This window comes from Vogesella facilis (genome assembly GCF_042648525.1).
In the GTDB taxonomy this organism is placed as follows: Bacteria; Pseudomonadota; Gammaproteobacteria; order Burkholderiales; family Chromobacteriaceae; genus Vogesella; species Vogesella facilis.
Window position 1 is genome coordinate 77,928 of record NZ_JBHRXN010000009.1, and the last position, 22,682, is coordinate 100,609.

The 22,682-nt window shown below is 65.5% G+C and carries 20 protein-coding genes; 4 read left to right on the forward strand and 16 right to left on the reverse strand.

Annotated features, from left to right (window positions below):
- Window positions 1-25: 25 nt before the first annotated feature.
- The 6 genes from ACFOLG_RS03235 to ACFOLG_RS03260 form a co-directional block, all read right to left on the reverse strand.
- On the reverse strand, window positions 26-1,909 hold the full coding sequence (locus tag ACFOLG_RS03235; protein ID WP_386088302.1) for a lytic transglycosylase domain-containing protein: 1,884 nt from the start codon (window positions 1,907-1,909) through the stop codon (window positions 26-28).
- Window positions 1,910-1,911: 2 nt separating this feature from the next.
- Window positions 1,912-3,366, reverse strand: a complete 1,455-nt coding sequence (locus ACFOLG_RS03240) for a TrkH family potassium uptake protein (RefSeq protein ID WP_386088304.1) — start codon at window positions 3,364-3,366, stop codon at window positions 1,912-1,914.
- Entirely contained in the window at window positions 3,367-3,759 is a 393-nt protein-coding gene (gloA2, locus tag ACFOLG_RS03245; RefSeq protein WP_386088306.1) for an SMU1112c/YaeR family gloxylase I-like metalloprotein, read from the reverse strand. It abuts the gene before it with no gap.
- Window positions 3,759-5,129 (reverse strand): Trk system potassium transporter TrkA, encoded by a 1,371-nt coding sequence (trkA, locus tag ACFOLG_RS03250; protein ID WP_386088308.1) that lies wholly within the window; start codon window positions 5,127-5,129, stop codon window positions 3,759-3,761. Before trkA ends, gloA2 begins: the two co-directional genes overlap by 1 nt.
- Window positions 5,130-5,308: 179 nt before the next feature.
- Window positions 5,309-5,476, reverse strand: coding sequence for a cbb3-type cytochrome oxidase assembly protein CcoS (gene ccoS, locus ACFOLG_RS03255; RefSeq protein WP_386088310.1), 168 nt, complete (start codon window positions 5,474-5,476; stop codon window positions 5,309-5,311).
- Window positions 5,476-7,908: a heavy metal translocating P-type ATPase gene (locus ACFOLG_RS03260; protein WP_386088312.1), complete on the reverse strand. Its 2,433-nt coding sequence runs from the start codon at window positions 7,906-7,908 to the stop codon at window positions 5,476-5,478. Before ACFOLG_RS03260 ends, ccoS begins: the two co-directional genes overlap by 1 nt.
- 51 nt (window positions 7,909-7,959) lie before the next feature.
- On the opposite strand from ACFOLG_RS03260, the gene ACFOLG_RS03265 reads away from it, so the two are divergent.
- Window positions 7,960-8,949, forward strand: coding sequence for an NAD(P)H-quinone oxidoreductase (locus tag ACFOLG_RS03265; RefSeq protein WP_386088314.1), 990 nt, complete (start codon window positions 7,960-7,962; stop codon window positions 8,947-8,949).
- Window positions 8,950-9,033: 84 nt separating this feature from the next.
- Here the strand turns inward: ACFOLG_RS03265 and ACFOLG_RS03270 are convergent, their stop codons facing one another.
- Window positions 9,034-9,894: a hypothetical protein gene (locus ACFOLG_RS03270; RefSeq protein WP_386088316.1), complete on the reverse strand. Its 861-nt coding sequence runs from the start codon at window positions 9,892-9,894 to the stop codon at window positions 9,034-9,036.
- Between the two features lie 111 nt (window positions 9,895-10,005).
- On the opposite strand from ACFOLG_RS03270, the gene typA reads away from it, so the two are divergent.
- The gene (gene typA / locus ACFOLG_RS03275) at window positions 10,006-11,820 is read left to right on the forward strand and encodes a translational GTPase TypA (protein WP_386088318.1); all 1,815 of its coding nucleotides are present in this window, start codon (window positions 10,006-10,008) and stop codon (window positions 11,818-11,820) included.
- A 185-nt stretch (window positions 11,821-12,005) separates the two neighbouring features.
- Here the strand turns inward: typA and ACFOLG_RS03280 are convergent, their stop codons facing one another.
- Entirely contained in the window at window positions 12,006-13,292 is a 1,287-nt protein-coding gene (locus tag ACFOLG_RS03280) for a Y-family DNA polymerase (RefSeq protein WP_386088320.1), read from the reverse strand.
- Window positions 13,282-13,701, reverse strand: a complete 420-nt coding sequence (locus ACFOLG_RS03285) for a LexA family protein (protein ID WP_386088322.1) — start codon at window positions 13,699-13,701, stop codon at window positions 13,282-13,284. Before ACFOLG_RS03285 ends, ACFOLG_RS03280 begins: the two co-directional genes overlap by 11 nt.
- 621 nt (window positions 13,702-14,322) lie before the next feature.
- On the opposite strand from ACFOLG_RS03285, the gene ACFOLG_RS03290 reads away from it, so the two are divergent.
- Complete coding sequence (locus tag ACFOLG_RS03290) at window positions 14,323-14,841, forward strand: hypothetical protein (RefSeq protein WP_386088324.1); 519 nt, start codon at window positions 14,323-14,325, stop codon at window positions 14,839-14,841.
- A 455-nt stretch (window positions 14,842-15,296) separates the two neighbouring features.
- Here the strand turns inward: ACFOLG_RS03290 and ACFOLG_RS03295 are convergent, their stop codons facing one another.
- Window positions 15,297-16,052 (reverse strand): CbtA family protein, encoded by a 756-nt coding sequence (locus ACFOLG_RS03295; protein ID WP_386088326.1) that lies wholly within the window; start codon window positions 16,050-16,052, stop codon window positions 15,297-15,299.
- A 12-nt stretch (window positions 16,053-16,064) separates the two neighbouring features.
- Window positions 16,065-16,277 carry a CbtB domain-containing protein gene (locus ACFOLG_RS03300; RefSeq protein ID WP_386088327.1) on the reverse strand — a complete coding sequence of 71 codons (213 nt, stop codon included), beginning with the start codon at window positions 16,275-16,277 and terminating at the stop codon, window positions 16,065-16,067.
- A 220-nt stretch (window positions 16,278-16,497) separates the two neighbouring features.
- On the opposite strand from ACFOLG_RS03300, the gene ACFOLG_RS03305 reads away from it, so the two are divergent.
- Window positions 16,498-17,073 carry a histidine phosphatase family protein gene (locus ACFOLG_RS03305; RefSeq protein WP_386088329.1) on the forward strand — a complete coding sequence of 192 codons (576 nt, stop codon included), beginning with the start codon at window positions 16,498-16,500 and terminating at the stop codon, window positions 17,071-17,073.
- Between the two features lie 345 nt (window positions 17,074-17,418).
- On the opposite strand, the gene bluB is transcribed toward ACFOLG_RS03305, so the two are convergent.
- From bluB to cobJ, 5 genes are read right to left on the reverse strand one after another with little or no spacing between them, the layout of a single operon-like run.
- Entirely contained in the window at window positions 17,419-18,075 is a 657-nt protein-coding gene (gene bluB / locus ACFOLG_RS03310; protein WP_386088332.1) for a 5,6-dimethylbenzimidazole synthase, read from the reverse strand.
- On the reverse strand, window positions 18,072-19,385 hold the full coding sequence (locus tag ACFOLG_RS03315; RefSeq protein ID WP_386088334.1) for a cobyrinate a,c-diamide synthase: 1,314 nt from the start codon (window positions 19,383-19,385) through the stop codon (window positions 18,072-18,074). The genes bluB and ACFOLG_RS03315 overlap by 4 nt, the downstream gene beginning before the upstream one ends.
- A 1-nt stretch (window position 19,386) precedes the next feature.
- Window positions 19,387-19,989 (reverse strand): cob(I)yrinic acid a,c-diamide adenosyltransferase, encoded by a 603-nt coding sequence (gene cobO / locus ACFOLG_RS03320; protein ID WP_386088336.1) that lies wholly within the window; start codon window positions 19,987-19,989, stop codon window positions 19,387-19,389.
- Window positions 19,990-20,021: 32 nt separating this feature from the next.
- Window positions 20,022-21,122 carry a CobW family GTP-binding protein gene (locus ACFOLG_RS03325; protein WP_386088338.1) on the reverse strand — a complete coding sequence of 367 codons (1,101 nt, stop codon included), beginning with the start codon at window positions 21,120-21,122 and terminating at the stop codon, window positions 20,022-20,024.
- Window positions 21,119-22,669 carry a precorrin-3B C(17)-methyltransferase gene (gene cobJ / locus ACFOLG_RS03330; RefSeq protein WP_386088340.1) on the reverse strand — a complete coding sequence of 517 codons (1,551 nt, stop codon included), beginning with the start codon at window positions 22,667-22,669 and terminating at the stop codon, window positions 21,119-21,121. Before cobJ ends, ACFOLG_RS03325 begins: the two co-directional genes overlap by 4 nt.
- Between the last annotated feature and the right edge of the window lie 13 nt (window positions 22,670-22,682).

The window sequence follows — 22,682 nt, forward strand, 5'->3', positions numbered from 1 at the left end:
GGTGTGTAATCCCTGTATGGCTGGTCTAGCGCGGCGGAATCACGCCCAGGCGCTGCTTGAGCGAGCCGCCGGGCTGGCGGAAGGCACCGGCGTAGTACACCGCGTTGGCCATGACTTTCTGCACGTAATCCCGCGTTTCGTTGAACGGGATGGTTTCAGTGTAGATGGCGCCTTCCAGCGGCAGGCTGGCCTGCCAGCCGCGCGCGCGGCCGGGGCCGGCGTTGTAGGCGGCGGTGGCCAGCACCGGCTGGCCCTGCAGGTTGTCCAGCACGTAGCGCAGATACCAGGTGCCCAGGCGGATATTGGTGTCGATGTCGTTTACCTGGTAGTTGCCGAGGCCGATCTTGCCGGCGACCCAGCGCGCGGTGGCCGGCATCAGCTGCATCAGGCCGCTGGCGCCCACACCGGAGCGCGCCACGTTGTAGAAGCGGCTTTCCTGGCGGATCAGGCCGTATACCCAGGCTTCGTCGATTTCCAGCTGCTGCGCGTAGGGGCGGGTGATGTCACGGTACGGCGCCAGGTAGCGCAGGCCGAAGTCGTGGCTGGTCTTGGTGCGTTCCGCCGCGTAGATCGCCATATCGTACTGGCCGTTGCTGCGCGCCAGTTCGGCGGCGGCCAGCAACTGCTCGTCGCTGCGATCGCGAAGCGCCCAGCGCCAGACGCGGCGGCCTTCTTCGCGCCATTCGCCACGGCCGCTGCGTTCGGCCAGCGCAAACAGCGCCATGGCCTGGCGGATCGGCAGCTCTGCGGCCAACTGTTGCTGCTGCGTGCTGCCGGCGGCGATGCGTTCCGGCTGCGCCTCCAGCGCCGCGCCCAGCTCTTCGCGGGCCAGCAGGCCGTAGTAGTTATGCTCGAAGCTGGTCTTCACCAGCAGCGGGGTGGCTTCGGCGCCGCGACCCAGCGCACGCAGTGCGCGGGCGCGCCAGTACTGCCAGCCGCCCTTGGCGGCCAGGTCGGCCGGCAGTGCGCGGCTGATCTGCTCCAGCTTGGCCCAATCCTGCAGCCGCAGCGCGGCACGCAGCCACCATTCCCACTGTTCGTCGGTCAGCTGCGCCGGGTCGGCCTGGGCGTAGGCATCCAGCGCCTGCTGCATGTCCAGCCGTCGCGCCGCCGCCAGCCCCAGCTGGCCCCAGACAAAGCCGGCCTGGGCGTCGGACAGGCCGCTGCGGGCGCGGGCCAGGCTGTCCAGCGCGCCGCTGTAGTTGCTTTTGCCCAGCTTGACGATGGCCTGCACCTGCTGCTCGTTGCCGCCGGGGCGGAAGAACTCGCCATCCAGCCCGGCAGCCTGCGCCAGCCGGCGCGCGGTGGTCTGGAAGTTGCCGTTCAGCAGCTGGCGCAAGCGTGCCGCCACCTGGGCCTGGGTGAGCAGCTGGCGCGACGCCTGCTCGTCGATCAGGCGGGCGCAGCCATCGGGCAGGGTGGTGGACAGGTAGTCGCTGTCGGGGCGCTCGCTCTGGCGGCGCTGCAGGGTGCCCAGGGTGATGTAGCAGCCGGTTTCCTCGTCGCGGGCGCTATCTGCCAGCGCTGGCGCCACCTGCAGCAGCTCGTCCCACTGGTAGCGGCGGCCCAGGTCTTCGATCAGCTCGTTGAGGGTGCGCTCGACCAGGTAGCCGCTGCGGAAACGGTTGATGAAGGCGCGCGCCGGCACGCTGTCGCCGCCTTCCAGCGCCTTCAGTGCCTGCCAGTAGGCCGGCCAGTTGTCCAGCAGGCCGCTGTCGGCCTGCGCGCTGATGCTGGCCAGGGTGGCGACATCGCCCTTGCGGTAGGCGTCGCGGGCATCGAACAGCTGGTTGTCGCTCAGGGCATGGCTGGTGGCCGGCAACAGTGCCAGCGCCAGCGCCAGCGGGCGCAGCCAAGGTGCTCTGGCGTACCGGCGTTGACCGCCGGCAGTGGGGGGGGTGTGCAGCATGATTATTTTCGCCAGAAAGTAGGGGTGAACAATATCAGGATGGTAAAGATTTCCAGGCGGCCCAGCAGCATGGCAAAGCTGCAGACCCAGGTCTGGAAATCGCTCAAGCCGGCGTAATTGCTGGCCGGACCCAGTTGGCCAAGGGCGGGGCCGGCATTATTGATACAGCTTACTATGACCGAAAAAGACGACATGAAATCCAGGCCGCTGGCCAGCATGGTGAAAGTCAGTAGCACCACGCTGATGAAATACACAAAAATGAAGCCCAGCACCGAAAACGCCACGCTGTCCGGAATCACCCGCGTGCCTATCATCAGCGGCAGCACTGCGCGCGGGTGCAGCAGGCTGCTCATCTCGCGGTAGCCCTGGCGGGTGAGGATCAGGGTGCGGATCATCTTGATGCCGCCGCCGACCGAGCCGGAGCTGGCCGTCACGCAGGACAGGAACAGCATCCACAGCGGCACCAGCAGCGGCCACTGCGCGTAGTCGACGCTGGCAAAGCCGGCGTCGGTGGCGATGGAGATCAGATTGAATGATACGTGGCGCAGCGCGGCATGAAAGCTGTAGATGTCCAGCCACCACAGCCAGCCGCTGAGCAGCAGGATGCTGGCGGCCAGCAGCGCCACGATGTGGCGGGCCTCGACATCCAGCAGGTAGAAGCGCAGGCTGCGCTGGCGCCAGCACAGGAAATGGGTGGCAAAGTTCAGCGCGCCCAGCAGCATGAAGCAGGACAGCACCAGCTCGATGGCCGGCGAATCGAAGTAGGCGATGCCGGCATCGTGGGTGGATACGCCGCTGAGCGACATCGCCGCCAGCGCATGGCACAGCGCGTCGAACGGCGTCATGCCGGCCAGCCACAGGCACAGCATGCACAGCAGCGTGAGCGCGGCATACACGTACCACAGGTTGGCCGCAGTCTGCGCGATGCGCGGCGCCAGCTTGCTGTCCTTCATCGGCCCAGGGATCTCGGCCTTGTACAGCTGCATGCCGCCGATGCCCAGCAGCGGCAGGATCGCCACCGCCAGCACGATGATGCCCATGCCGCCCACCCAGTTGATGAAATGGCGCCAGAAGTTGATGGCCGGCGGCAGGCGGTCCAGCCCGGCCAGCACGGTGGAGCCGGTGGTGGTCAGCCCGGAGATGGCCTCGAAAAAGCCGTCGGTAAAGCTGAGGCCGGGCACGTACAGCAGCATCGGGATGGCCGACATCAGCGCGAAGGTGACCCACAGCAGCACCACCAGGATGAAGCCGTCGCGCGGCTTGAGCTCGCGCTCGAAACGGCGGGTCAGCAGCCACAGCAGGCTACCGCCGGCGCCGCCGGCCAGCGCGGATAGGGCGAAGTGGCGGGCAGTGCCATCGTGGTACAGCCACGATACCGCGCAGGGGACGGCGAACAGCAGCGAGTACAGCAGCACCAGCTTGGACAGCACATGCAGGATGGGCAGCAGCTTGCTCATTCAGTCCGCCTGTTCATACAGCTCGATCGGCAGGCCGTCCGGGTCGGCCAGAAAGGTGAAGCGCTGGCCGGTGTACTCGTCTACCCGCACCGGCTCGCATACTACGCCGGCGGCCTGCAGGCGGCGGATTTCCTCGTCCAGCTTGTCGACGCGCAGCGCCAGGTGGCGCAGGCCGCAGGCTTCCGGCCGGCTTGGCCGCGGCGGCGGCGCGGGGAAGCTGAACAGCTCGATTTGGCTGCCGTCGGGCAGCGCCAGATTCAGCTTCCACGAATCGCGCGCCTGGCGGTAATGCTCGGACAGCACAGCAAAGCCCAGCGTGGCGGTATAGAACGCCCGTGCCCGCGGGTAATCCGCGGTGATGATGGCAAGGTGGTGGATGCCGCGGATGGCCATCAGAAGAACCCCAGTTTGACCTGGGTGAGTTTCTCGATCTGCCGCACTTTATGGCGGCCATGCACGAAAAAGATCACGTGATCGTTGGCCTGCAGTTGCAAATCGTGGTGCGCCATCAGCACCTGTGTGCCGCGCAGCACCGCCACGATGCTGCAACCGCGCGGCAGGGTGATGTGCTGCAGCGTGCGGCCAACCAGGCTGGAGGTTTTCTCGTCGCCGTGGATCACCACTTCCATCACCTCGGCGGCACCGCGGCGCACCGGCTGCGCCGCCACCACGTCGCCGCGGCGCAGATGGGCGAGGATGGAGCCGATGGTGGACAGATAGGGCGAGATCACGATGTCGATGCGGTTGCCTTCCAGCAGGTCCACGTAGCTGGCGCGGTTCACCAGCGCGATCACCCGCCGCGTGCCCATGCGCTTGGCCAGCAGGGTGGACATCAGGTTGTCCTCGTCGTCGTTGGTCAGCGCGCAGAACACGTCCATCTCGTCGACATTCTCGCCTTCCAGCAGCCCCTCGTCGGTGGCTTCGCCGTGCAGCACCAGCACCTGCGGCAGGTTCTCCGCCAGCCAGCGCGCCCGCGCTGCGCCGTGTTCGATCAGCTTGACCTCGTAGGCGCCGGACAGCATGCGCGCCAGCCGGTAGCCGATATTGCCGCCGCCGGCGATCATCACCCGCCGCACCGGTTTTGCCTCGGCGCACAGTTCGCCGAGCATGGCCGGCACGTCGGCGCGGGCGGCGATGAAGAACACTTCGTCGTCGGCCGCCAGCACGGTGTCGCCGTCCGGGTGCACCAGCTTGTCCTGGCGGTAGATGGCGCAGATGCGGCAGTTGCTGTCCGGCATGTCGGCGCGCAGCTGGCGCAGCGGCTTGCCCAGCAGCTTGCCGCCGGCCTCGGCGCGGGTGACCACCAGCTGCAGCAGGCCGCCGGCAAAATCCAGCACCTGCAGCGCACGCGGGTAGGCCAGCACGCGCTGCAGGCTGTCGGTGACGATCTGTTCCGGGCAGATGGCGTGTTCGACGCCGAATTGCGCCATCACCGGCTGTTCGCCGTCCACGTAATCGCTGGCGCGCAGGCGGGCAATGCGGGTGGGCACGTTGTAGCGCTGCGCGGCCAGCGCGCAGGCCACCAGATTGGTTTCGTCGTTGCGGGTCAGCGCCAGCAGCATCTCGGCTTCCTCGATGCCTGCCTCCTGCAGGATGCCCGGCTGCGCGGCGTTGCCCTGTACGGTGCGGATGTCCAGCCTGTCCTGCAGCAGCTTCAGCAGGTTGCTGTCCTGGTCGACCAGGGTGACATCGTTGCCTTCGCCAACCAGGTTTTCTGCCACGCTGGCGCCGACCTGGCCGCCGCCGAGAATGAGGATTTTCATGCCGAGAGATCCGTGCCGGTGGCACACGCGGCGCGCGTGCCGTACTGCGTTGGTGGTGGGGCCGCGCGCTGGCGGCGCGGGCGCGGCCAGATTATGCCATTGCGCCGGCGATTGTCATGGCATATCGCGGCGCCAAAGCACTGCGGCCAACCTTGGAAGGTTGGCCGCAGTGTCGGTGTTCAGTGTGCGTCGTCGTCGCGCGGCGGGCTGTCGTCGTCCATCAGGATGCGGTGCGCCGGGCCTTCCAGATCGTCGAACTGGCCGGAGCGGGTGGACCACCAGAACAGCAGGCCAATCACGAACACCAGCAGGATGCTGACGGGGATCAATAAATACAGGCTTTCCATTACTTGCTCCGTTTGACTAGCCGCAGCGCGTTGCTGACCACCAGCAGCGAGCTGGCCGCCATGCCCAAGCTGGCCAGCCACGGGGTGACATGGCCGGCAATCGCCAGCGGCAGCGCCACCAGATTGTACACCGCCGCCCACAGCAGGTTCTGGCGGATGATGCGCATGGTGCGTCGCGCCAGCGCCAGCGCGCCGGACAGTTGGGCGATATCGTCGCCCATCAGCACCATGTCGCCGCTGGCGCGGGCGACATCGGTGCCGCCGCCCATGGCCAGCGACACGTCGGCGCGCGCTAGTACCGGCGCATCGTTGACGCCGTCGCCCAGCATCAGCACGCGGGCGCCGCCCTGCTGCAGCTGGCTGACATAGGCCAGCTTGTCTTCCGGCGTGGCGCCGGCGCGGTAGTGGGCAATGCCCAGCTCTGCGGCCAACGTGGCCACCGCCAGCTTGGCATCGCCGGACAGCAGGTGCACGCGCAGGCCCTGTGCCTGCAGGCGGCCGATCAGTGCCGTGGCACTGTCACGCAACTGGTCGCCGACGGCAAACCAGGCCTTGATGCCGCGCGCGTCGCCCAGCGCCACCACGGTGGCGGTGGCTGGCAGCGCGGGTTGCGGCGCGGCGCCGCTCAGTTCGGCGACGAAATCCGGCTGCCCCAGCCGCCAGCACTGGCCGGCGATGCTGCCTTCCACGCCGCGGCCGGGCTGGTTGCGCAGCGCGCTCACGGTCGGTAGCGGGGCGTCATGTGCCGCGGCGCTCAGCGCGCGGGCGATCGGGTGTTCGGAGGATTGCTCCAGCGCGGCGGCCAGCACGATGGCCGGCGTCGGCTCGGCATGGGCCGCTTCCTGGGTGGCCAGCAGCTGCATGCGGCCATGGGTGAGGGTGCCGGTCTTGTCGAACACGACGTCGCTGATCTTGGCCAGCGTTTCCAGTGCATGGCCGCGGGTGGTGAGCACGCCGATCTGCGCCAGGTGGCCGGTGGCGGCGGTCAGCGCCGCCGGGGTGGCCAGGCTCAGCGCGCACGGGCAGGACACCACCAGTACCGCCACGGTAATCCACAGCGCATGCTGTGGGCTGTCCAGCAGGCTCCAGCCGAGGTAGGTGCCGGCGGCGGCCAGCAGCAGCAGGGCGACGAACCAGGCGGCAAAGCGGTCTGCCAGTTTGGCCAGCTGCGGTTTCTCCGCCATCGCCTGGTCCAGCAGGCGCACGATGCCGGCCAGGCGGGTGTCGCTGCCGGTCTGGGTGACGCTCAGTACCAGCGGGCTGGTCTGGTTGACGCTGCCGGCAATCACCGTGTCGCCCGCGTCTTTGCGGATCGGGGTGCTTTCGCCGGTGAGCAGCGCTTCGTCCACGCTGCTGTGGCCGTCCAGGATGCGGCCGTCGCAGGGCACGGTCTCGCCCGGCTTGATCAGCAGCTGCGCGCCGGGCTCAACGTTGGCCGCAGCTACTTCGCGCGTCTCGTGGCTATGCGGCCAACCATCCAGCTGGTGCACGAAGGCGGGCACCAGTTTCACCAGCCGTTCGGTGGCCTCGCCGGTCTTGCGCCGCGCCATGCTTTCCAGGTAGCGGCCGCCCAGCAGCAGGAAGATGAACATCGACACCGAGTCGAAGTACACGCCGTGTTCCACCTTGTGCAGCAGCGCCCACAGGCTGGCAAAGAACGCGGTAAGGATGCCGATGGTCACCGGGGTATCCATGCCCACGCGGCGGGTTTTCAGGTCGCGCCAGGTGGCGCGGTAGAACGGCACCGCCGAGTACAGCACCACCGGCAGGGTCAGCACGAAGCTGGCCCAGTGCAGAATCCACAGCCACTGCGGCTCGATATCGCCTTCCGGCGCCATGTAGATCGGCACCGCGTACATCATCACCTGCATCATCGACAACCCGGCCACCCACAGCCGATTCAGCGCCTGCTTGCGCTCGCGCTGCTGCGCGGCCTCCTGGCGCGCGCTGTCGTAAGGGTGGGCGCGGTAGCCGATTTCGGCGATGGCATGCAGGATCTGCGACAGCTGTAGCTGGCTGTTGTCCCAGCGCACGCGGGCGCGGTGGCTGCTGTAGTTGATGTCCACGCCCAGCACGCCCGGCAACTGGCGCACGTGCTGTTCGTTCAGCCACACGCAGGCGGCGCAGGTGATGCCTTCCAGCATCAGCGTGGCCTCGCGCACCGCGCCGTCTTCGTGGCGAACGAAGCTCTGCTGCAGCTTGTCCGAGTCGTAGAGGGCGATCTGTTGCAGCAGTTCGGCCGGCAGGGCCTCGGCCTTTTGCTGGCCGTCGGTGCGGTGCTGGTAGTAATCGCCCAGCCCGCTGTCGATGATGGTCTGCGCCACGGCCTGGCAGCCGGCACAGCAGGCTTGTTCGGTACGCTGGCGGTAGCGGATGGGGAAATCCTGGCCGGCGGGTACCGGCAGGTGGCAGTGAAAACAGGGCTGGTTCATGGCGTGCTATTGTAATGCAAGAACATTTGCCTGGTTTGTGGAGGGTCAAGCATGGCTATGCAGGCGGTTGTACAGTCCGGCGCCGGCGGGGTGGACACCCTGCGGCTGGACGTGGTGGAGAAACCGGGGCCGGCCCCGGGGCAGCTGCGCGTGCGCGTACTGGCGGCCGGGATCAATCGCGCCGACATCGTGCAGCGCGAGGGCAAATATCCGCCGCCCAAGGGTGCGTCGCCTATCCTGGGGCTGGAGGTGGCCGGGGTGGTGGATGCCGTCAACGGCCCGTCGCGCTTTCAGGAAGGCGACGCCGTGTTCGGGCTGGTGTCCGGCGGTGGCTATGCCGAGTTCGCGCTGCTGGACAGCTCGGCGGCGATCCCCAAGCCGGACCTGATGAGCTGGGCGGAAGCGGCCAGCCTGCCGGAGGCGTGGATGACCGCCTGGTTCAACCTGGTGGAAATCGCCCAGCTGCGCGCCGGCGAAACGGTGCTGATTCACGCCGGGGCCAGCGGTGTCGGCGCGGCGGCGATCCAGCTGGCCAGCCTGCTGGGCTGCACGGTGATCGCCAGTGCCAGTAGCGAGGAAAAGCGCACGTTCTGCCGCAGCCTGGGCGCGGATGCGGTGATCGACAGCCGCCAGCCGGGTTTTGCTGCCTATATAAAGGAACTGGGTGGCGTGGACGTGGTGCTGGACCCGGTGGGGGCGTCGCTGTTCGACGACAATATCGCGGCGCTGAAACAGGATGGCCGTCTGGTGCTGATCGGCGTGATGGGCGGCGTGCAGGGCAGCCTCAACCTGGGGCTGCTGCTGGTGAAGCGGTTGAAGATCATCGGCTCCACGCTGCGCAGCCAGCCGGAGGCGGTGAAGGCCAGGTTGGCCGCAGCGCTGGCGCAGGAAGTGCTGCCGGCACTGCAGGACGGTCGCGCGCATGTCACGCTGGATAGCATCTATCCGCTGGCGGCGGTGGCCGATGCGCACCGTTACGTGGAGGAAAACCGCAACCTGGGCAAGGTGGTGCTGAGCCTGATGCCGGTGATTACCGGCTGAGCTGCGCGCGCGAACGCGCAAAAGCTTGCGGGCGGAAACAACAACGGGCGACCAGTGGTCGCCCGTTTGCTTGCGGCCAGGCTGTTACGGCTGCACCGGCGCCAGCGCCTCGATCAGCGCCACTTCCTGGGTGTAGCCCAGCAGGCGCAGCTTATCCAGCAGCGCCTCGCCGTCTACCTTGTACTTGTGGTCCAGCTCGTCGTGCAGGATACGCGCCTCCACCGCCAGCCACAGGCCGCGGCAGGATTCGGCGCCGTCGAAGTGCACGCCGCGCAGCACTTCGGCCACCAGGTGCAGTTCGGCATCGGCAAAGCGGCGCGACAGCATGGCCTGCTCGCGGCGGATGATCTCGGCGTAACGGTCGCACATCTGCTGGATGCGGGCATCCAGCGGCGGCTCGGCCGGCGCGTCTTCCAGTGCCTCGGCGTTGAACCAGGCGGCGGCATCCAGCGTGATGTGCTCGGCCGCCTCCTGCCAGGCTTCCTGTAGCGCGGCGTGGAAGCGGGCTTCATTGCTGAAGGACAGCTGGAACTGCATGCTCGGCGGCGTGTCCGCGCTGAGCGTTTCGCCGCCGGTTTCCAGTTCGCCGGCAGCGTTGCAGCCGACTTCGCCGCGCCACACGGCTTCCTCGCCGGTGGCCAGGTTGTCGACCAGCACTTCCAGGTAGGGCAGCGCCAGTGGCTGGCCTTCGTCGGTGGTGACCAGGCGCACGCCGATATCGAACAGGTGACGCTTGGCCAGGCTCAGCATCTGCAGGCCGTTGTCGTGGCGCAGCAGGGTATAGGCGTCGCCGGTGTCGTAGACCGCCAGGTCGTGTTCGTCGCGTGCGGACTTCAGCAGCTTGCCGCCCAGCTCGTCGGCCAGCTGGTTGATGTCCGCCGCCGGCCCGGCGTAGCCGGTGCGGTAGTCGTCATGGACATGCCACAGCGCATTCCAGTCATACATAGGTGTTGCTCCCCAAAACGGCGCAGTGTACCGAAAAATAGCGGCTTTCACTGCAGTGTCACCCTGTTCATGATAGAATCGCGCGACTTTTTCGCTGAACACCGAGCACCCATGACCCGACAAATTCGCAATATCGCCATCATTGCCCACGTTGACCACGGCAAAACCACCCTGGTTGACCAACTGCTGCGCCAGTCCGGTACCTTCCGCGACAACCAGCAGGTTGACGAACGCGTGATGGATTCCAACGATCTGGAAAAAGAACGCGGCATTACTATTCTGGCCAAAAACACTGCCATCGATTACGAAGGCGTGCACATCAACATCGTGGATACCCCGGGCCACGCCGACTTCGGCGGCGAAGTGGAGCGCGTGCTGGGCATGGTGGACGGTGTGCTGCTGCTGGTGGATGCGGTGGAAGGCCCGATGCCGCAAACCCGCTTCGTGACCAAGAAAGCACTGGCCCTGGGCCTGCGCCCGATCGTGGTGATCAACAAGGTTGACCGTCCGGGCGCACGTCCGGACTGGGTGGTAGACCAGACCTTCGACCTGTTCGACAAGCTGGGCGCCTCCGACGAGCAGCTGGACTTCCCGATCATCTACGCTTCCGGTCTGAACGGCTTCGCCAAGCTGGAACTGGAAGAAGAGTCCGACAACATGCGCCCGCTGTTCGAGACCGTGCTCAAGCACGTGCCGACCCCGGCAGGTAGCGCCGATGCACCGCTGCAGCTGCAAATCTCGGCACTGGACTACTCCACCTACACCGGCCGTCTGGGTGTTGGCCGCGTACTGAACGGCCGCATCAAGCCGGGCCAGGCGGTGGTGGTAATGAACCACGACGACCAGGTGGCAGCCGGCCGCATCAACCAGGTGCTGGGTTACAAGGGTCTGGATCGCGTACCGGTGGAAGAAGCCGAAGCTGGTGACATCATCATCATCTCCGGTCTGGACGATATCGGTATCGGCGTGACCATCTGCGACAAGGATCAGCCGGTAGGCCTGCCGATGCTGTCGGTGGATGAGCCGACCCTGACCATGGACTTCATGGTGAACTCCTCGCCGCTGGCCGGTACCGAAGGCAAGTTCGTGACGTCGCGCCAGATTCGCGACCGTCTGACCAAAGAGCTGCTGACCAACGTGGCTCTGCGCGTGGAAGACACCGAGGATTCCGACGTGTTCCGCGTGTCCGGCCGTGGCGAACTGCACCTGACCATTCTGCTGGAAAACATGCGTCGCGAAGGCTTCGAAATGGCTGTGGCCAAGCCGCGCGTGGTGTTCAAGGAAATCAACGGCCAGAAGAGCGAGCCGTACGAAAACCTGACCATCGACCTGGAAGATGCCCACCAGGGTGGTGTGATGGAAGAAATCGGCCGTCGTCGTGGCGAGCTGACCAATATGGAATCCGACGGTCAGGGTCGTACCCGTCTGGAATACCATATTCCGGCACGCGGCCTGATCGGCTTCCAGTCCGACTTCATGACCATGACCCGCGGTACCGGCCTGATGAGCCACGTATTCGACGACTACGCACCGGTGAAAGCCGACCTGCCGGGCCGTCACAACGGCGTGCTGATCTCGCAGGACAACGGCGAAGCCGTGGCCTACGCCCTGTGGAACCTGGAAGACCGCGGCCGCATGTTCGTGTCCCCGGGCGACAAGCTGTACGAAGGCATGATCATCGGCATTCACAGCCGCGATAACGACCTGGTAGTGAACCCGCTGAAAGGCAAGAAGCTGACCAACGTGCGCGCCTCCGGTACCGACGAAGCCGTGCGTCTGACCACGCCGATCAAGCTGACGCTGGAATCCGCAGTGGAGTTCATCGACGACGACGAACTGGTGGAAATCACCCCGAAATCCATCCGTATCCGCAAGCGCTGGCTGCAGGAGCACGACCGTCGCCGCATGGCCAAGGCTGACAACTAAGCCTTCGCCTCGCGCAAAGAAACCCCGGCACTTGCCGGGGTTTTTTCTTGCTTGTCTTCTCGGCAAACACGACTAGGCTGAAGCTATGCCAGATACGTTTTGTTGTGTGTCCTGAGTTGTACCGTGTTTCTCCTCCTCCTTTTGCGGCCAACGTTGGCCGCATTTTGTTGTCGCGGCCTGGCTTGTCAGGTGCTGACGCTCATAATTTCATCCCAGCGGGTGGTGCAGCGCGGCGAGCGCTGGTCCTGGCGCATATGCCAGCGGCCATTGCCCAGCAGGCTGCTGGCCACGCGGATGCTGTCCTTGCCAAAGCGCTGGTTGATGCCGTCCAGCGCCTGCATCAGCTGCTGGCTGCGGGCCGATTCCCCCGCCAGAAACAGGTCGCCCTGGCGGCTGAAATCGGCGTCGACCAGTTCGTCCAGAATGACCCCGCACTTGTGGTAGCGCACACCCGGCCGATACAGGCGCTGCAGCAACTGCAGCGCATCGGCGGTCAGCTGGCGGCTGTCGGTGGCGGGCAGCAGCAGTGGCAGGCTGGCCCAGTATTGTTGCTGCACGCTGCCGCCACGCTCGGCCGGGCCAGTGCGCAGCATGATGTGCAGTAGGCGGGTGGCGCTGTGCTGGGCGCGCAGTTTTTCGGCGCAGCGGGCCACGTGGTGGCTGATGGCCGCCTGCAGCTCGGCCAGCTCATCCAGTCGTCGTGCGAACGAGCGCGTGGAGTGAATCTGTTGGCGTGGCGGCGCCACGTCCGCCACGCTCAGGCAGGCCTCGCCTTGCAACTCGCGTACCGTGCGCTCCACCGCCAGGCCGAAACGCTGTCGTGCCCACGCTGGGTTGGCCGCGGCCAACTGTGCCGCGCTGGCAATGCCCAGCCCCTGCAGCTGCTCGCGCAAGCGGTGACCAATGCCCCATACCATGCCGACATCCAGCCGTTGCAGCAGCTGCTGACGCTCGGTGGCATCCAGCATGCGCCAGTCGAACACGCCGCCGAAGCGTGGCTGCTGCTTGGCCACCAGATTGGCCAGCTTGGCCAGCGTCTTGCTGCTCCCCAGACCAATGCTGACCGGCAGCCCCAGCTTACGCTGCACCGCCAGCCGCAGCTGGCGTGCCTGCTGCTGCGGGTCGGCCTGGCCGGCAAAATCCAGGAAGCACTCGTCGATGGAATAGATTTCCTGCGCGCTGGCATAGCGTGCGGCCAACGTCATCATGCGGCGCGATAGCGAACCGTACAGCTCGTAGTTGGACGACAGCGCCTTGCCGCGGTGGCGATACAGCAGATTGCGCGCTTCGTGAAAGGCGACTCCCATCGGCACGCCGATGGCCTTGGCCTCTGCCGAGCGCGACACGATGCAGCCATCGTTGTTGGACAGCACCACCACCGGGATGCCCTGCAAGGCCGGGTTGAACAGCCGCTCGCAGGCAACGTAGAAATTGTTGCCGTCGAGCAGGGCGTAGCAGGGTTCAGTGCGCATGACCGGCTGCCGAGGGGCGATGCAACTGCCGCGCCACACCGACGATGACGCCCCACAGCAGCGCATCGAAATGCGCGGGCGGCGCTTGTTCGCGCCAGCGCCGCTGGGCGTCGCGGTGCCCCAGCCACCATTGCCCGTTTACCCGGGCAAGCTTGCGAACGACAAAGCCGCTGTCCTCCCAGTACACCACCAGGTCGCCATGTTGCGGCGTCAGCCCCTTGTTGAGAATCAGCAGGTCGCCATCCAGGATGCCGCTGTCGGCCAGCGCATCGCCACGCGCGCGCAGGAAAAAGGTGGCCATGCGGTCCGGGCAGAGCAGGGTGTTGAGATCCAGCTCGTCGGTGGGCAGGTCCGCCGCCGGCGACGGAAAGCCGGCCAGGGCCGGGCGGGAGAGGTGTGCAAGTCTCATGGTGCTTAATTGATAATGTACAAAATCAAAATAGCAGAAAAACCGTATCGTCTCAAGGTGTTGCCGGCTTGCACCTTCGGTGTGCTGCGTGGCTGCAGCGCAGGGCGTTGCACTAGCACGCCGGCAGCAAAAGCGCCGCGAACGAGGTGTCTGCTGGGAGTGGGTGAACGGGTGGGGCTGGGGTGAGACCGGTGCGGCACGCCTGCCTTTGTCAGGCTGGGGTGTCCGCAATTCTGCGCAAACCGGCCGTGGCTCACCGCTCCGCGGGCAGGTCGCTGTGGCGATGATCGGCCGGGGTGGATGGCTAAGTTATTACATGGATACGGCTGCAACCGGAGTGCTGCACCAGCAAAGTCAGGCGGTCATCGCACGTCAACTGGATGCCGGGCGGGCGCAGCGTCGTGACGCGAAAAGCCAAACAGCCCTTAACCAGCAAGCTTGCTTGTACGGATGTCCTCCCAGAAATCCCCTGAGAGGCCGCGGCCCGAGTGCTTGGCTTGAGCTATACCTTGGTCAATAGCCAAAGGAATCATCCACTTGCGAGGATCTTCCCTGGCACGATGAACCAGATCGGGAGGGCATGGGATCATGTTCAGCAAGGAGCGTTTTATCTAGGATTGTTTGAGCGCTATTTCCGGAGGCCATGAGGCGATTAGCGAGTTGGTGGCCGAAGCGGTTGCGGACAGCGCTGGAATAATGGCCGAGCTTGGTGAGCCTGAACATGCCGGACTTACCCCGCTCTTCCGGTCGCCCGACCTTACCGTCATCAGCTTTGTCTGGGCGCCGTGCATGAGTTTGATGCCGCACAATCACCAAATGTTTTCGGTGGTCGGTATCTATACCGGGCGCGAGGACAACGTCTTTTGGCAGCGGACGGGAACGACGATCGCGGCAGCCGGTGCTCAGTCGCTGGGTGCTGGCGATGTTGCCACGCTCGATCGCGACGTCATTCACTCGGTGCTGAATCCGATAGGGAAGATGGCCTGTGCGCTACACGTTTATGGCGGTGATTTCTTCGCGCCCCCCGTACCGCGAAGTGAATGGGATCACGAAACGCTCATCGAACAGCCATGGAACGTTGAGCACGCAAAGGCGCTGTTTCGGGAGGCCGAGGCACGCTTTCGTGCAAGCCGCGGGTAGCCAGGTGGGGAGGCGTTAAGTTGGTGTCCACAGGGAGTGGGGCAGAACAATCTGTTGTTCCTGACACTCTATGCTGCTGCGGTCTGCGTATCAGCCTCTCGTTCGGCTGGAGTTAAATGTACAACTGCGGGTGATCTGAGGGGGCAGCGGCAGCAAGCCAGGGCGGTCTGCTGACGCCAGAGCTCCCTTGCGCTCCTCAACGTCTAGGTCGTCGAGCAGTTGATCCACGGTCTGGGCGGCAATCGGTTGATTGGCGCACACGTACAAAACGGTCATGTACCCTGCGCAACGTCTGCAATCAGGCAGTTAGCTGCTTGCTGCTCGTGGCGATACGTGCTGTCTAAATGGCTACTTTCCTCAGCAGCAGGGCACCTCCGACCAAAACAGTTTTTCTGGTGGAGGGAAAAGAAGAACCCCGCCGTGGCGGGGTTCTTTGCGAAGGGGCAGACTCCGACTTAGCTAATACGATAAGCGCTGTGCCGCTCTTCCAGCAGGCGTTCCACCAAGCTGCCGAACAACACGCCAAGACCGGTCCACAGCACTGCCTGGATGCCAAACGAGGCCATCCGAAAGCGCCACAACAGCACGGCCGAGAGCTGGTCCGGAATCTCGTTCACCTCGGGTAGTTGCCATTGAGCCAGCAGTACCAATCCCAAGAACACCGCGCTTGCGCTCAGCGTGGCGTTCCAGGTTCCGAAGCGTGCGGTGAGTTTTCGAGCAACAAACAACGCAATTGCCAGCGCTGCCAACGACAGGCCGATCATCGTGAAAAACAGCGCCGTACGTGAGCCGATGGTTCCAGGGTCGCCCACCGCCGGCGGGTTGGGCGGGTACTTGAGGAAGGGTACGAGTACAAACGCGATGAAGCCGAGCAGGGCCATCAGCACTGACGTAGCACGGGCACGCAATGCGCCAACACGGCCGTAAACAAAGGCGAATACCAGTGCAAACAGACCACCGACAGCGGTACCAAATACCCCTACACCAATGAACAGGCCTATGCCGGACTGCACATCGCGGCTGACTAGTTCTGGTGTAGCGTCATGCTCATGCTCATGCGCATGCTCGTTGCTTTTTGCCTGCTCCATCTGCATTTCAAAGGCAATTGCACGATTCACCTGCGGTTCGCCGACGATCTTGGCAAAACCAAACGCTAACAGGCTCGCCAGAAAGCCCGCGATCATGCCGCGGATCAGAAGACTCCTTACCATGATGGCCCCGCCTTAGTGGCAGGGGAAGCCGAGCAAGTGCCGTCCATCATGGACAAGCTCGTGCACATACATGTTGTTGAAGATGGCGGCAGCCCCTTCTTCAATGCCAACGAAGTAGATGGCCAAGAGCATGAGCATGCTGCCGAAAATCGCCCATGGCAGCAGTTCGCGAACAGGGATGGATACCGGTTGAATGGTCGGTGTGATGGTGATGCTTGCGTGCATGATGTATCTCCTTGAGGATGACGCGTCCCGAAACGGATGAATGCTTCAATGTGAAGGTCTGACTTTTCAGCCTCATTCGTCGAAACGACGCATCAGGTTGATACACAGTGGCGCGACCGTGCCGGTTTCTCACCAGCTTCTTCCCATCGAAGTGCTGTGCATTCTAGAGGGGCACGCCGACATGTCAAAGAACTTTGGCGATTGAAAGGGTGGTAACAGAATGACGACGCGCATTACCTTGCTGTGTCTGCCGGCGACCGCGGCCCTGCGTGCAGGGCGGTTTCCGGCGGATGAACCACTAGATTTCGAACAAACCGAAAGCATTGCAGGCTTGGCCCATGTCTTCAGCCGGTCAGACCAGGTGCTGTGCAGCCCGGCGCGCTGTGCTCAGCACACGGCCAGGGCATTGGGCCTCGTGCCCACGATTGAGCCCGCTTTACGCGAAGTGAACTACGGGCGCTGGGCTGGGCGTTCACTCAAGGAGGTCGCGGTATCGGAGCCGCTCGAGATTGCCTCGTGGTTATCCGACCCGGAACTAGCTTCACACGGCGGGGAGTCCATAAGCAGTGCAATCGAGCGGATCAGCCAATGGCTCGAGCACTATCGCTGGGTACCTGGACATACGCTGATTATCACCCACGCCAGTGTAATAAAAGCAGTCATCCTGCATGTGTTGCAGGCCCCCAGCCAAGCCTATTGGCAACTCGATATTTCGCCGCTGACTCAAACCATCCTGTCAGTACATCAAGATCAATGGCGCTTGAAGTCGAGTGGTGCTCCTGTACCTGCCGGGTAGCCAACGCGTGCAATTCAGCGATTCTGTTGACAAACCCGCCGGAGTAGCAGTTGGCTTTGGTTGTTAAAGCCATTTTTCATGACTTTCACCCTAAAAATGATCTGGGCAGGCCGATTTTCTAAGCTATTGGTGCCTCTCTGCTGCCCCGGCATATCGGCACCTCGGCATCCTAATGCACTGGGCATGGTTTGCCGTCACGCCGAAGGGGCAGGCGTTTTTCAACAGAATCCGGCCATAGCAGTCTTTCAACCGGTTGATGGGTAGCGACCGGTTTACACAGCATTCCGCACATGCCCGGATGTGGACGGGGCTATCAAAAAAGCTGTCTGTTGATTTTGGCAACCTTCATTCAGCTGAGGGGGCGTGATTTTGCCAATGGTTCTCGAACAGCAGGCTTTCCAGCTGCTGGCGCTGTGCCCAGTTTTCCTGCTCCAGCATGGGTTTGGCGTAGAACTGTTCCACGTGGCCGAGGCAGAGGATGGCTACCGCTTTGGCGCCGGGCGGCAGCTGTAGCAGCTCGCCCAGCGCCAGCGGGTCGAACAGCGAAACCCAGCCCAGGCCGATGCCTTCGGCGCGGGCGGCGAGCCACATGTTCTGGATGGCGCAGGCCACCGAGGCCAGATCCATCTCCGGCAAGGTACGGCGGCCGAAGACATGGCGCTCGCGCTCATCCATCAGCGCTGCCACCAGCACCTCGCCACAGTCGAGAATGCCTTCCACCTTGAGCCGCATGAACTCGTCCTCGCGTTCACCCAGCGCCACGGCGGTGCGTACGCGTTCGGCTTCCACCAGCGCGTGCATGTCGCGGCGCAGCCGGCTATCGCTGATGCGGATGAAGCGCCATGGCTGCATGAAGCCGACGCTGGGGGCGAGGTGCGCGGCTTGCAGCAGGCGGGCGAGTAGCTCGGGGTCAATCGGGTCGGGCAGGAAGTGGCGCATGTCGCGCCGCTCGCGAATGGCGCGGTAGACGGCGGCAATTTCGAGGTCGTTATATCGATTCATGGTGTGGCCTTGCCCGTGAACAGCCTGGCGGTGGCGACGGGGTTGGATGAAAAGTACAGGTGCAGATAGCTGGCGACGATGCTGCCGTGGCAATACAGCGCCTCGCCCGGCAGCGGGCTGCTGTTGCGCACCGCATGGGTAGCCGGGGTCAGGGGCGTTGCGAGGCTGGTGTAATGGAAGGTGTGGCCGCGCAGCTCGCCGCCGCCCAGCGTTACCGATTGCAGGCCAAGCCCGGCCAGGCGTCGCCCCAGCGTGGCATGCCCGGGCAGCAGGCCGAGCATGGCGCCGCTGGCACCGGCCTTGTCGGTGAGCGCATCGAGCAGGTAGAGCATGCCGCCGCACTCGGCGTACAGCGGCTTGCCGGCGGCGACGTGCTGCCGCAGGCCGGCCGCGGTGCGCTGGCTGGCGGCGAGCGTGGCCAGGTGCAGCTCCGGGTAGCCGCCGGGCAGGTAGACGGCGTCGGCGGGCGGCAGCGCCTCGTCGGCCAGCGGCGAGAAGAAGGCGAGCGTTGCGCCCAGCGCGGCGAGCAGTTCGATATTGGCCGGGTAGATGAAGGAAAACGCCTTGTCGCGGGCGATGGCGATGGTTGTGCCGGCCAGCAGCGGTGGCACGGCAGCGGCAAAGGTTGGCCGCAAGGCCACCGCCGGTGGCAGCTCGACCAGTGCCGTGCCGGCAATCTGCGCGGCGGCCTGCTGCAGCCGCGCTTCGAGGTCGTCTACTTCCTGGGCCTGCACCAGGCCGAGGTGGCGTTCCGGCAGTGCCATGGCCTCGTCGCGCAGCACGGTGCCGACGCAGCGCAGCTCTGGCGGCAGCGCCTGCAGCAGCATCTCGGCGTGACGGGCGCTGGCCACGCGGTTGGCCAGCACGCCATGGAAAGCCAGCCCGGGGCGGAAGCTCGTCAGGCCGTGCGCCACGGCGGCGAAGGTCTGCGCCATGCCGGTGGCGTCTATCACCGCCAGCAGCGGTACGCCCAGGGTGGCGGCCAGGTCGGCGCTGGATGGCGTGCCGTCGAACAGCCCCATGCTGCCCTCGATCAGGATCAGGTCGGCATCCGCGGCGGCCGCGTACAGCCGGCGCCGGCAGTCGTCCTCGCCGGTCATCCACAGGTCGAGCGAATGCACGGGGTGGTCCGATGCCTGTTCCAGGATATAGGGGTCGAGGTAGTCCGGGCCGGTCTTGAACACGCGCACGCGCCGGCCCTGGGCGCGGTGGTAGCGCGCCAGGCCGGCGGTCAGTGTGGTCTTGCCCTGGTGCGAGGCCGGCGCGGTGAGGAACAGCGCCGGGCAGTGGCGGACGGTGTCGGTGCTCATCTCAGTACTCGACGCCCTGCTGCGCCTTGATGCCCTGTTCGCGGTAGGGGTGCTTCACCAGCCGCATTTCGGTCACCAGGTCGGCGGCCTCGATCAGCGCTTCCGGTGCATGGCGGCCGGTGACCACCACGTGCAGGTTGGCCGGGCGGGCGGCGAACACCGCCAGTACCTCGCCCAGCGGCAGGTATTCGTACTTCAGCACGATATTGAGTTCGTCGAGGATCACCATGTCGTAGTCGCCGCTGGCTATCATGCGGCGCGCCTCGTCCCAGCCCTTGCGGGCGGTGGCGATATCGGCGCTGCGGTCCTGCGTGTTCCAGGTATAGCCATCGCCCATGGTGAGGAAGTCGCAGTTGTCGAAGCCGCCCAGCAGGTCGCGCTCGGCGGTGTGCAGCGCACCCTTGATGAACTGCACCACGCCAAGGCGCATGCCGTGACCCACCACGCGCAGGCCCATGCCGAACGCCGCCGAACTCTTGCCCTTGCCGGTGCCGGTATTGACGATCAGCAGGCCCTTTTCCTGTGTTGCCGCCGCCTTCTTCTTCTCGAAGCCGGCTTTGCGCCGCTCGGTCATGCGCTGGTGCGATTCGTGATCGGTTTTCATCTGCTTTCCTTCATGAATTCATGGGCGTGCGTCTAGTGCCATGCCGTGCCGGTGAGCTGCTGCAGGCGTTCCAGCAGGCGCGGGCGGCTGGGGTGGTAGCCGATGAACACCAGTTGCGCCTGGCGTGCCGTGCCTGCAGGGTCAATGCTGGCCTCGACCCGGCTGCGCACCGCCTGGATCAGCAGCCGGCCTGCTGCGCACGGTGCGAACCCCTTTACCCGCAGGATGGGTTCGCTGCGGGCCAGGGCGGCGACGGCGTCGCGCAGGGTGTCGGGGTGCTGTTGTTCCTTGCTGCGGATCATGAACGACTGCCAGCCCGGGTCCTGCTCATGGAAGTGCTTGTGGGTGGCCAGGCCGTGGCTGTGCGCGCCCAGCCCGCTGTGGCTGTGGCCGTCGAGCAGGCCCTGGTTGGCCAGCGGGCGCATCGTGAGCCCCGGCATGCTGGCCACCGGGCCGTAGTGGCGGTGGGCGCTGTTGGCCGGCTCGTGCAGGTGCAGGCCCAGCGTCAGCCGGGTGTCGAGCCTGGCCTCGTGGGCCAGTTCGATGAAGCGGATAGACGGTGCCAGCGCGCGCACGCGGCTTTCGGCCGCCAGCAGCGCCTCGTCGTCCAGGCCGTCGATCTTGTTCAGCACCACGATGTCGGCGTTGGCCAGCTGCAGCTCGAACAGCTCGGCCACCGGGGCGTCGATGCTGCGCGCCTCGCCTGCGGGCTGGCCAAAGGCGCCGTCCAGCAGCAAGGGGGTGTCGACTACCGCCAGCGTGGCGTCGAGCACGAAGCAGGGCGCCAGCACCTCGCCCTGCAGCTGTTCCATCACCGCCGACGGCAGCGCCAGCCCGGAGGTCTCGATCAGCACATGGTCGATCACGCTGCGGCGCTGCCACAGCGCCAGCATGGTGGGCAGGAAGTCTGCGTCATCGTCGTAGGCGACCAGGCCATTGGCCAGATCGTGGATCTCGGCGCCGCTGCCTTCATTGCGCAGCAGCGCGCCATCGATGGACACTTCGCCGAACTCGTTGACCAGGATGGCGAGGCGCCGCTGCTTGCTGTCACGAATCAGGTTCGACAGCAGGGTGGTTTTGCCGGCGCCAAGAAAGCCGGTGATCACGGTAACCGGAATGCGTGGCGTGCTCATGGCCGGGCCTCCGCAAGGGCTGCCAGCACGCCGCTGAAACCGGTGCTGACGGCGGGGTAGTCGATGCGGGGGCGCTCCACCACGATCAGCGGAATGCCCAGCACGGCCGTGGCCGCCACCTTGGCGCCGTAGCCGCCGGCATCGCCGGAATCCTTGGTGACCACGCAGTCTATGCCCCAGTCGCGCCACAGCGTCTCGTTGGCCGCCTGCGAGAACGGCCCCTGCATCGCCAGCAGGTTGGCGCGCGGAATGCCGGCGTCGATGGCGCGCTGCAGGTGCTGCGGGTCCGGCGCCAGGCGCACGAACCATTGCTGCGCGGCGGCGCCATCGGCCTTGACGAAGCGCACCAGCTCCTTGCTGCCGGTGGCGAGGAAGATACGTTGGCCGCAGCGCATCGCCAGCTGTGCGGCATCATCCATGCTGGCAACGCGCTGCACATGGGCGGCCGGCGCGGCACTGGCGCTGCCCGGGCGCTCGTAGCGCTGATAGGGCAGCGACAGCTCGGCGGCCAGCGCAATCAGCTGCTGCGACATATCGCTGGCAAACGGATGGGTGGCATCGACGATGGCGCGTGCCGCGCTGTCGCGCAGCAGCTCGCGGCGGCGTTCGACCCCCAGCCGGCCGGCAACGGTGGTCAGCCCCGGGCAGTTCCGGCCGACCAGTTCCGCGCCGTAGTCGCTGGCGCTCGATACCACCACTGCGTGGCCGGCCCCGGCGATCTCGCTTGCCAGCGCATTGCCGTCGCTGGTGCCGGAGAACACCCACACCGCGCCCGTGGGCAGCGCGTCGGCTTTTACCGTGTCCGGCGTGTCGTCCCAGTTGCCGTAGCCGCGCGGCGAGTAGATCCAGCCGCGCTTGCGCTTGGTGAAGCGGTTGCCGATCACGATGGAGGTCAGCATGTCGAAGCGGCGCGTGCGCAGCTCGGCCAGCGTCACCACCTCCACCGTCTGGCCCTCGCGGTAGGCGTTGTGCACGATGCCGCACAGCGTCTCGGGGCGCTTGTGCTCAAGCATGATGTCCAGCACGCGGTACACGCCTTCCTGGCGCTGGCGGCTCTGCACGTTGTAGAACACGGCGGCGAGGTCCGCCTCGGCGATGTGGCGGGCGCGCTTTTCGATCCACTCCCACGGGCACAGCAGGTCGGACAGGCTCAGGGTGGCAAAGTCGTGCGACAGTGGCGCCCCCAGCAGCGAGGCGCAGGCGTTGGCCGAGGTAATGCCGGGAATCAGCTGCACGTCGAAGCTGTCGCTCTCCAGCATGTCCTCGTAGGCCAGCGTGGCCATGGCGTAGATGCCGATATCGCCGCTGGAGATCAGCGCCACCGTCTTGCCGGCGCGTGCCTGTTCCAGCGCCAGGCGGGCGCGTTCGCGCTCCTGGGTCAGCGGCAGGGTGCGGATATCCTTGCCGGTGATCCACGGCTGGATCCAGGTCAGGTACAGCTCGTAGGAAACGATCACCTCGCTGGCGGCGAGGGCGTCCCTCACCATCGGCGGAATCAGCTCGGCGGTGCCGGGGCCGACGGAGACCAGGTAGAGTTTGCCGGTCATGGTTTCATCTTTC

Excerpts from the sequence above, each read along its gene's own strand:
- ACFOLG_RS03235 (WP_386088302.1), bottom strand. The coding sequence starts at position 1,909 with ATGCTGCACACCCCCCCCACTGCCGGCGGTCAACGCCGGTACGCCAGA.
- ACFOLG_RS03240 (WP_386088304.1), bottom strand. The coding sequence starts at position 3,366 with ATGAGCAAGCTGCTGCCCATCCTGCATGTGCTGTCCAAGCTGGTGCTG.
- gloA2 (WP_386088306.1), bottom strand. The coding sequence starts at position 3,759 with ATGGCCATCCGCGGCATCCACCACCTTGCCATCATCACCGCGGATTAC.
- trkA (WP_386088308.1), bottom strand. The coding sequence starts at position 5,129 with ATGAAAATCCTCATTCTCGGCGGCGGCCAGGTCGGCGCCAGCGTGGCA.
- ccoS (WP_386088310.1), bottom strand. The coding sequence starts at position 5,476 with ATGGAAAGCCTGTATTTATTGATCCCCGTCAGCATCCTGCTGGTGTTC.
- ACFOLG_RS03260 (WP_386088312.1), bottom strand. The coding sequence starts at position 7,908 with ATGAACCAGCCCTGTTTTCACTGCCACCTGCCGGTACCCGCCGGCCAG.
- ACFOLG_RS03265 (WP_386088314.1), top strand. The coding sequence starts at position 7,960 with ATGGCTATGCAGGCGGTTGTACAGTCCGGCGCCGGCGGGGTGGACACC.
- ACFOLG_RS03270 (WP_386088316.1), bottom strand. The coding sequence starts at position 9,894 with ATGTATGACTGGAATGCGCTGTGGCATGTCCATGACGACTACCGCACC.
- typA (WP_386088318.1), top strand. The coding sequence starts at position 10,006 with ATGACCCGACAAATTCGCAATATCGCCATCATTGCCCACGTTGACCAC.
- ACFOLG_RS03280 (WP_386088320.1), bottom strand. The coding sequence starts at position 13,292 with ATGCGCACTGAACCCTGCTACGCCCTGCTCGACGGCAACAATTTCTAC.
- ACFOLG_RS03285 (WP_386088322.1), bottom strand. The coding sequence starts at position 13,701 with ATGAGACTTGCACACCTCTCCCGCCCGGCCCTGGCCGGCTTTCCGTCG.
- ACFOLG_RS03295 (WP_386088326.1), bottom strand. The coding sequence starts at position 16,052 with ATGGTAAGGAGTCTTCTGATCCGCGGCATGATCGCGGGCTTTCTGGCG.
- ACFOLG_RS03300 (WP_386088327.1), bottom strand. The coding sequence starts at position 16,277 with ATGCACGCAAGCATCACCATCACACCGACCATTCAACCGGTATCCATC.
- ACFOLG_RS03305 (WP_386088329.1), top strand. The coding sequence starts at position 16,498 with ATGACGACGCGCATTACCTTGCTGTGTCTGCCGGCGACCGCGGCCCTG.
- bluB (WP_386088332.1), bottom strand. The coding sequence starts at position 18,075 with ATGAATCGATATAACGACCTCGAAATTGCCGCCGTCTACCGCGCCATT.
- ACFOLG_RS03315 (WP_386088334.1), bottom strand. The coding sequence starts at position 19,385 with ATGAGCACCGACACCGTCCGCCACTGCCCGGCGCTGTTCCTCACCGCG.
- cobO (WP_386088336.1), bottom strand. The coding sequence starts at position 19,989 with ATGAAAACCGATCACGAATCGCACCAGCGCATGACCGAGCGGCGCAAA.
- ACFOLG_RS03325 (WP_386088338.1), bottom strand. The coding sequence starts at position 21,122 with ATGAGCACGCCACGCATTCCGGTTACCGTGATCACCGGCTTTCTTGGC.
- cobJ (WP_386088340.1), bottom strand. The coding sequence starts at position 22,669 with ATGACCGGCAAACTCTACCTGGTCTCCGTCGGCCCCGGCACCGCCGAG.